Below are 8766 nucleotides of genomic sequence, written 5' to 3' on the forward strand. Positions count from 1 at the left end.
ACCATTCCCACGTTGGACGAGATTGACGAGGCCGGCAAAATATCTTTTGAGAAGTCACTGAAATACATGGGCTTTGAGCCCGGCGAGAAGCTGGAAGGAAAACAGATCGACTATGTCTTCCTGGGAAGCTGTACCAACGGACGTATCGAGGACTTCCGCCTGTTCGCCGACTACGTGAAGGGCAAGAAAAAAGCCGACAACGTGACGGCCTGGCTGGTGCCGGGTAGCTGGAAGGTGCGCAAGCAGATTGAGGAGGAAGGGCTGGACAAAATTCTGAACGAGGCCGGGTTTGAACTCCGTCAGCCGGGTTGCTCTGCCTGCCTGGCCATGAACGACGACAAAGTACCCGCGGGGAAGTATGCTGTTTCTACCTCGAACCGTAACTTCGAAGGACGGCAGGGGCCGGGAGCCCGTACCATCCTGGCCGGCCCGCTCGTGGCCGCTGCGGCAGCGATACATGGTAAAATCACAAAACCCTGATGTGTTGTTTTCAGGATTCAAAATTCAAGAGCCAAGGTAAAAGAGTTCGGATTCGAACAATCAGCAGGAAACGTACAGAGAAAACTTGCTGACATTCAAAAAAAAGAAAAATATGGAAAAGTTTCAGACAATTACATCCACATATGTACCCCTTCCCATTGAAAACGTGGATACCGACCAGATCATCCCGGCCCGCTTTCTGAAAGCGACAACCCGCGAAGGATTCGGCGACAATCTGTTTGCCGACTGGCGTTACGACAAGGAGGGCAACCCCAAAAACGATTTTGTGTTGAACAACCCCACATACGCCGGACAGGTGCTGGTAGCAGGGAAGAACTTCGGCAGCGGCAGCAGTCGCGAGCACGCCGCCTGGGCCATTGGCGGATACGGGTTTAAAGTGGTGGTGTCGAGCTTCTTTGCCGATATATTCCGCAACAATGCCCTCAACAACGGCATCCTGCCGGTGGTGGTGAGCGAAGCATTTCTGAGTGAGCTGTTTGCCTCGTCCGGCAAAAACCCGCAGGCTACCGTCACGGTAGACCTGAAAGAACAGACAATCGTGAATAACGATACAGGTAAAAGCGAATTGTTCGAAATAAACGCCTACAAAAAGGGCTGCCTCCTGGAGGGACTCGACGATATCGATTTTCTCCTTTCCAACAAAGATAAAATTGAAACATACGAACAGCAGCGACCCTTTGCTTATTGAGTGTTTTTAGAAGATAGCCGGCATATCCGCACATTGATATAACAGCATAATAATGGAGACCGTTGTGGGAGAAGTAAGAAAAATAGAGATCATGGATACCACGCTGCGCGACGGAGAACAGACTTCGGGCGTATCGTTTGGCGCTCAGGAGAAAGTGAGCGTGGTGAGCCTTTTGCTGGAGGAGCTGAACGTGGACAGGGTGGAGATTGCCTCGGCCCGGGTATCGGAGGGAGAATACCAGTCGGTACAGAAGATTGCCCAATGGGCAAAGACACACGGTTACATAGACCGTCTGGAGGTACTGGGCTTTGTGGACGGAACCACCTCCCTTGAGTGGATTGCCAATGCGGGATGCAAGGTGGTGAACCTGCTTAGCAAAGGCTCGTTGAAACATTGCACCTATCAGCTGCGCAAGACGGCAAGCGAGCACCTGCAGGATGTGAAGAACTGCATTGCTTCTGCCCGCGCCATGGGGCTGAGGGTGAATCTTTACCTGGAGGACTGGTCCAACGGCATGCGCGACTCCAAAGAGTATGTATTCCAAATGATGGATGGGTTGAAGGAGGAGCCGGTGACCCGGTTTATGCTTCCCGATACATTGGGGGTGCTCAATCCCGACGAGACACGTCAGTTCTGTGGAGAGATGATTGCACGCTATCCTTCGCTGCACTTTGATTTTCATGCCCACAACGATTACGACCTGGCGGTGGCCAACGTATTTGAAGCAATCAAGGCCGGAGTGCAGGGAGTTCACGTAACCGTGAACGGACTGGGAGAGCGCGCCGGCAATGCGCCGCTGACAAGCGTGATCGCGCTTATTCACGATCACATGGGCTTGCAGACCAACGTGGACGAGAGTAAGCTTTACAATGTGAGCAAGGTGGTGGAGAGCTATTCGGGCGTGCGTATCCCGGGCAACAAACCGATCATCGGCGACAATGTGTTTACCCAGGTTGCCGGTATACATGCGGACGGCGACAAAAAGAAAAATCTCTACTTCAGCAACCTGATGCCCGAGCGCTTTGGCCGCTACCGGGAATACGCATTGGGTAAGAATGCCGGTCGCTCCAACATTATTAAAAATCTGGAAGCACTGGGCATTGAGCTGGATGAGGAGTCCACGCGCAAAGTTACAGCCCGCATCATTGAGCTGGGCGACAGGAAAGAGATTGTGAATCTCGACGAATTGCCCTACATTGTGTCGGATGTGCTGAAAAACGGCCTCGACAACAAAGATATACAGATGCTCAACTATTCGCTAACGCTCACCGACGGGCTACGGCCTACGGCAACCGTAAAGTTGTCCATAAAAGGGGAGGTGTATCAGCAGACAGCAGCCGGTGAAGGCCAGTACCACGCCTTCTCGAAGGCGATGTTCAAGATATACCGGAGCCTCAACAAACCGGTGCCGGAGCTGATTGATTATGAGGTGGTGATACCTCCCGGCGGAAAGACCAATGCCTACGTGCAGACGGTGATTACCTGGAAGTTTGAAGGCAAAGTCTTCAAGACACGGGCGCTGGATATAGACCAGACAGTGGCGGCCATCAAGGCTACCATGAAGATGTTGAATATGCTGGAGAGCGGAAATATTCCCAACATGAATTATTTGCCGTTACCCTAAATTCAGCAATCGCAGTAAAAGTAGAACAAAAAACGAACAAGAAAGATATATATTGGCATGGAATTGAAAATAGCAGTACTGGCGGGTGACGGAATAGGCCCGGAGATTATGAAACAGGCGTTGGAGGTAACGCAGGCCGTGTGCACAAAGTTTGGACATACACTATCCTATCAGGAAGGAATTGTGGGTGCTTGTGCCATTGATGCCACAGGCGATCCTTATCCGGCCGAAACGCATACGCTCTGTATGCAGAGCGATGCGGTGTTGTTTGGCGCCATCGGTGATCCCAAATATGATAACGACCCCAATGCAAAGGTACGTCCCGAGCAGGGTTTGCTGCGCATGCGCAAGCAGCTGGGACTCTATGGGAATATCCGTCCCGTGATGACTTTTCCCTCTCTCATCCACAAGTCGCCACTTCGTGCCGACCTGGTTGAAGGGGCCGATTTTGTATGCATCCGCGAGCTTACCGGAGGCCTTTATTTCGGTCGACCCCAGGGCAGAAGCGAAGATGGAGATACAGCCTACGATACCTGTATCTATACCCGCGAGGAGGTGGAGCGTGTGCTTCACCTGGCGTATAAGTTTGCAGGACAGCGACGCAAAAAGGTGACGGTGGTGGATAAGGCAAACGTGCTGGCTACCTCGCGCCTGTGGCGTCAGGTGGCGCAGGAGATCGCTCCGCAGTATCCCGGTATCGAGACCGACTATCTTTTTGTGGACAATGCCGCCATGCGCATTATCCAGTGGCCCAAAAGTTTCGATGTGCTGGTGACCGAGAACCTGTTTGGCGATATTCTCACCGACGAGGCATCGGTGATTACCGGCTCACTGGGACTTCTCCCCTCAGCCTCCATGGGTGTGCACACATCGCTGTTTGAACCCATCCACGGGTCATATCCGCAGGCTGCAGGCAAAGATGTTGCCAATCCTGTGGCCATGATCCTTTCTGCCGCCCTGATGTTTGAGTATGGATTTAATCTGCAGGCCGAAGGTGCATTGATCCGCAAAGCGGTGAACGCCAGCCTCGAAGCGGGTGTCGTGACCGAAGATATTGCCAGCGGCGGCAAAAGCTATCGTACCAGCGAGGTGGGAAGCTGGATCAGGGAGTTTGTTGAACACTCGGTAGTTGACAATTAGCTTGTTGGTAACGAATAAACATCGAAACATCAAATCGTTTAAACACATAAACGGATAAACTTACAAACGTTCAAGATGAGCAATAGAGAAGACAAATACAGAGCCTCGTCGGGAAAGAAGGAGAACCTGCGCAGCGCGACCAGCACGCAGGGCCGGCTGATGGCGGGGGCCCGCGCGCTCTGGCATGCTAACGGGATGACCCGCGAGCAGATGGGCAAGCCCATCATTGCCATTGCCAACTCCTTTACACAATTTGTGCCGGGCCATGTGCATCTGCACGACATCGGACAACTGGTAAAAAAAGAGGTGGAGAAGCTGGGTTGCTTTGCCGCGGAGTTCAACACCATTGCCGTGGACGACGGCATCGCGATGGGGCACGACGGGATGTTGTACTCACTGCCTTCCCGCGACATGATTGCCGACTCGATAGAGTATATGGTGAATGCGCACAAAGCCGATGCCCTGGTCTGTATCAGCAACTGCGACAAGATCACGCCCGGCATGCTGATGGCCGCCATGCGGCTCAACATCCCTGCCATCTTCGTATCGGGGGGACCCATGGAGGCCGGAAAGATAGGTGAGGAGCAGATCGACCTGATTGATGCCATGATTGAGTCGGCCGATGAAAATGTATCAGACGAACGGGTGGCCCAACTGGAAGTGTCGGCCTGTCCCACTTGTGGCTCCTGCTCGGGCATGTTCACCGCCAACTCGATGAACTGCCTGAACGAGGCAATCGGATTGGCGCTCCCGGGCAACGGAACCATCCTGGCTACCCACGTGAACCGCAAGCAGCTGTTTGTGAAGGCGGCAAAGCAGATTGTGGAAAATGCAACACGTTATTACTTTGAGGGCGATGAGTCGGTGCTCCCGCGCAATATTGCCACGCGTGAGGCATTTCTGAATGCCATGACGCTCGATATTGCCATGGGAGGCTCCACCAATACCATCCTCCACACGCTGGCCATAGCCCGGGAGGGGGAGATCGATTTCCATCTGGAAGACATCGATGCCTTGTCGCGGCGTGTACCCTGCATCTGCAAGGTGGCGCCCAACTCAAAAAAATATCACATCCAGGATGTGAACCGTGCGGGCGGCATCATGGGGATCCTGGGTGAGCTGGCCAAGGCAGGGCTGGTGGACACCTCGGTCTGTCGTGCGGACGGGCTTACCCTGGCGGAAGCCATTGAAAAATACGACATCACCAAAGCCGAGCCTTCCGAAGAGGCAAAGAATATCTATACCTCTGCACCCGGAAACCGCTACAACCTGGTGATGGGGTCGCAGGATGCACGGTTCAAAACGCTGGATGCCGACCGTGAAGGAGGCTGTATCCGTGACGTGGAACATGCTTATACGAAAGACGGCGGACTGGCCATCCTGAAAGGAAACATTGCCCTCAACGGTTGTGTGGTGAAGACCGCCGGCGTGGACGAAAGCATCTGGAGATTTAGCGGCAGCGCCAAGGTATTCCAGTCGCAGGACGATGCCTGTGCGGGCATATTGAACGGAAAGGTGGTGGCCGGCGATGTGGTGGTGATCGTGTACGAGGGACCCAAAGGAGGCCCCGGTATGCAGGAGATGCTTTATCCCACCTCCTACATCAAAGCGAAACATCTTGGGGCCGCGTGTGCCCTGATCACCGACGGACGCTTTTCGGGCGGCACATCGGGCCTTTCCATCGGCCATATCTCACCCGAGGCGGCTGCGGGAGGCAATATTGGCCTGGTGCGTGACGGCGACATCATTGAGATTGACATCCCCAGCCGCAGCATTAATCTGAAGATCAGCGATGCAGAACTTCAGCAAAGAAGAGAGCGGGAAGAAGCGAAAGGAGAGGACGCCTTCCGTCCGGTACGTGACAGAAAAATATCGAAAGCATTAAAGCTTTATGCGCACTTTGTGAGTTCGGCTGACAAGGGTGCTATACGAATTATATAATATTTCTCTATTTTTTATCAACGATTTCGTTTGGCTAAATGTGCAGTAGACAAATTTATTTCAATCGTCTGAATTTAGCGAGCAATTAATTGAGTGTACCTATTATGAACAAAAATAATCAGACTCCGGCAACCATTTCCTCTCCCGATAAGAGAGAGCAGGAAAAAGAGATTATTTCGGGCAGTGAAATACTGATCCGATCGTTGATCGCGGAAGGTGTGAACACGATGTTCGGGTATCCGGGCGGTGCCATCATGCCTGTTTTCGATGCCCTTTATGATCACAAGCACGAGATCAAACACATTCTGGTGCGTCACGAACAGGGTGCTGTACATGCAGCGCAGGGCTATGCACGCGTATCCCACAAAGTGGGTGTGGCGCTTGTTACGTCGGGCCCCGGTGCTACCAATACCATTACCGGCATCACCGATGCGATGATGGACAGCACGCCCCTGGTGGTCATCTCGGGACAGGTTGCATCGAGCCTGCTGGGTTCGGATGCATTTCAGGAGGCTGATGTGATTGGGGTGACGCAACCCATCACCAAATGGGTGTATCAGGTGCGTCGGGTGGAAGATATCGCGTGGGCGGTTTCCAAGGCCTTCTACATTGCTTCGAGCGGCCGTCCCGGGCCGGTAGTGCTTGATATCGCGAAGGATGCGCAGGTGAACAAGTGTGCCTATTCCTATCAGAAAACCCGCTATCTTCGCAGTTATCTGCCCGTGCCGGAGGTCGAGGAGGATCATATAAAGATGGCTGCCGATCTCATCAACAGTGCCAAGAAGCCGCTTGCACTGGTCGGCCAGGGAGTGATTCTCGGAAATGCCGAAGAGGAGCTGCGTTCTTTCCTGGAGAAAGCAGGTATTCCTTTTGGCTCCACCATCCTTGGCTTGTCGGCCATGCCTTCCGATCATCCGCTGAACTTCGGGATGCTGGGGATGCACGGCAACGTGGCGCCCAACATGATGACCAACGAATGCGATGTGCTGATTGCCATTGGCATGCGTTTCGACGACCGTGTGACGGGCGATCTGAAGACCTATGCCAGGCAGGCAAAGGTGATTCACTTCGATATTGACCCGGCAGAGATGAACAAAAATGTGAAGACTACCGTGAAGGTAGCGGGTGATGCCAAAAAAACGCTACCGATGGTGACCGCTCTGCTTGAGAAGCAATCGCACGCAGAGTGGTTGTCGGAATTCAAGCCCCATGTAGAGAAAGAATTCGACGCCATCATCAAGAATGAACTTTATCCGGAAAACGGAGGAGAAATAAAGATGGGCGAGGTGGTGCACAAAGTGACGGAGGCTACCCACAACAAAGCAATTTGCGTGACCGATGTGGGGCAGCATCAGATGATGAGTACCCGTTACTTCAGGTACACTCGGTCGCGCAGCATGGTTACCTCGGGCGGATTGGGGACGATGGGCTTTGGCCTGCCTGCGGGCATTGGTGCCCGGTATGGCGCTCCGGACAGGACGGTCTGTATTTTTGTCGGCGATGGCGGGCTGCAGATGACCATGCAGGAGTTCGGCACCATCATGGAGTATGAACTCGATGTAAAAATTATTTTGCTGAACAACAATTATTTGGGCATGGTGCGTCAGTGGCAGGAGCTCTTTTTCGACGAACGTTACTCAGAGACACACCTGAAGAATCCCGACTTCATCAAGATTGCGGATGCTTATCACATCAAAGCACGGAAAGTGACTCAACGTGCGGAGCTGGATGAGGCCATCGCGGAGATGCTGGCACACAAGGGTGCCTATCTTCTGGAAGTCGTGGTGGAGACGAAAGGCATGGTATACCCCATGATTCCGTCGGGTGGCTGCGTGACCAATATCATGCTTGGAAACGGACAAACCATATAACCGAGAGCCAAGGCACAAGGTGCAGCAGTCGCTTACCATAAACGGGAATTTAGTTTTCAGTTCAGAGATCAGGATTTAAATGCAACAAATCAAATCAACAACAATGGAGGAGAACAAAACATTATACACCATCACCATCTTTTCAGAGAATACGGTGGGTGTGCTTAATCAGATCACGACCATCTTCACACGTCGACAGTTGAACATCGAGACACTGTCGGTATCTCCATCGGCCATCAAGGGAATTCACAAGTTTACCATCACCACTTTCTCCGACAGCGAGGAGGTGATGAAGAAGCTGGTGAGTCTCATCGACAAGCGTGTGGATATCCTCAAGGCGTACTACAACACCAACGAGGATCTGGTACATCAGGAGCTGGCGTTGTACAAGCTCTCCACGGAGAAGGTGCTGGAACATGGTTCCATTGAGTACCTGATAAGGAAATACAATGTGCGTATTCTGGAGGTCTCTAAAGACTGTGTGGTGTTCCTGAAGGCGGGACATTATGCTGAGACACAGGGCCTCTTCGATGAGTTGGCGGAAAGCATCGGCGTGCTGCAGTTTGTCCGTTCGGGCAGGATTGCCATCACCAAATCGAAGGTGGAGCGTCTGAGCGACATGCTTGCCAAACGCGAGCTGGAGAACAAACGATGGAACGACAAGGAAGATTGACAGAAACAATAATTAGTAATATGACCGGCTCTCTTCGCCTTTTGGGGCGGGAGAGAGGATAAATTTTAAAAAAAATGGCAAAAATGAATTTTGGCGGGGTGGAAGAGAATGTGGTTACCCGCGATGAGTTTCCGTTGAGCAAGGCTCAGGAGGTGTTAAAGAACGAAACAATCGCCGTGATTGGCTACGGGGTACAGGGACCGGGCCAGTCGCTCAATCTGCGTGACAATGGCTTCAACGTGATTGTGGGGCAGCGCAAGGGCGGTAAAACCTGGGATAAGGCTGTGGCCGATGGTTGGGTGCCGGGCGAAACGCTGTTTGAGATTGA

General features: G+C 52.7%; 7 protein-coding genes and 1 pseudogene. All 8 read left to right on the forward strand.

Annotated features, from left to right (window positions below; genetic code table 11):
* The coding region (locus tag B3Z75_RS05260; RefSeq protein WP_294068382.1) for an aconitase family protein at positions 1 to 480 on the forward strand (480 nt) is incomplete at its 5' end.
* A gap of 112 nt (positions 481 to 592) precedes the next feature.
* Positions 593 to 1189, forward strand: coding sequence for a 3-isopropylmalate dehydratase small subunit (leuD, locus tag B3Z75_RS05265; protein ID WP_294068384.1), 597 nt, complete (start codon positions 593 to 595; stop codon positions 1187 to 1189).
* Between the two features lie 52 nt (positions 1190 to 1241).
* Entirely contained in the window at positions 1242 to 2813 is a 1572-nt protein-coding gene (locus B3Z75_RS05270; RefSeq protein WP_294068386.1) for an alpha-isopropylmalate synthase regulatory domain-containing protein, read from the forward strand.
* A gap of 57 nt (positions 2814 to 2870) precedes the next feature.
* The gene (gene leuB / locus B3Z75_RS05275) at positions 2871 to 3953 is read left to right on the forward strand and encodes a 3-isopropylmalate dehydrogenase (protein ID WP_294068388.1); all 1083 of its coding nucleotides are present in this window, start codon (positions 2871 to 2873) and stop codon (positions 3951 to 3953) included.
* Positions 3954 to 4028: 75 nt separating this feature from the next.
* Entirely contained in the window at positions 4029 to 5894 is a 1866-nt protein-coding gene (ilvD, locus tag B3Z75_RS05280) for a dihydroxy-acid dehydratase (RefSeq protein ID WP_294068390.1), read from the forward strand.
* 104 nt (positions 5895 to 5998) lie between these two features.
* Positions 5999 to 7765 carry a biosynthetic-type acetolactate synthase large subunit gene (ilvB, locus tag B3Z75_RS05285; protein ID WP_294068392.1) on the forward strand — a complete coding sequence of 589 codons (1767 nt, stop codon included), beginning with the start codon at positions 5999 to 6001 and terminating at the stop codon, positions 7763 to 7765.
* A 79-nt stretch (positions 7766 to 7844) separates the two neighbouring features.
* Positions 7845 to 8438, forward strand: coding sequence for an acetolactate synthase small subunit (gene ilvN, locus B3Z75_RS05290; protein WP_294068394.1), 594 nt, complete (start codon positions 7845 to 7847; stop codon positions 8436 to 8438).
* Positions 8439 to 8512: 74 nt separating this feature from the next.
* Positions 8513 to 8766 (forward strand): annotated as a pseudogene (locus B3Z75_RS05295) (ketol-acid reductoisomerase); the annotation flags it as partial.

Origin of the sequence: Proteiniphilum sp. UBA1028, from assembly GCF_002316955.1 — a bacterium.
Classification (GTDB): Bacteria; Bacteroidota; Bacteroidia; order Bacteroidales; family Dysgonomonadaceae; genus Proteiniphilum.

What these genes read in the sequence shown, in the direction of transcription:
- B3Z75_RS05270 (WP_294068386.1), top strand. Translation starts at nt 1,242, where the DNA reads ATGGAGACCGTTGTGGGAGAAGTAAGAAAAATAGAGATCATGGATACC.
- leuD (WP_294068384.1), top strand. Translation starts at nt 593, where the DNA reads ATGGAAAAGTTTCAGACAATTACATCCACATATGTACCCCTTCCCATT.
- ilvB (WP_294068392.1), top strand. Translation starts at nt 5,999, where the DNA reads ATGAACAAAAATAATCAGACTCCGGCAACCATTTCCTCTCCCGATAAG.
- leuB (WP_294068388.1), top strand. Translation starts at nt 2,871, where the DNA reads ATGGAATTGAAAATAGCAGTACTGGCGGGTGACGGAATAGGCCCGGAG.
- ilvD (WP_294068390.1), top strand. Translation starts at nt 4,029, where the DNA reads ATGAGCAATAGAGAAGACAAATACAGAGCCTCGTCGGGAAAGAAGGAG.
- ilvN (WP_294068394.1), top strand. Translation starts at nt 7,845, where the DNA reads ATGCAACAAATCAAATCAACAACAATGGAGGAGAACAAAACATTATAC.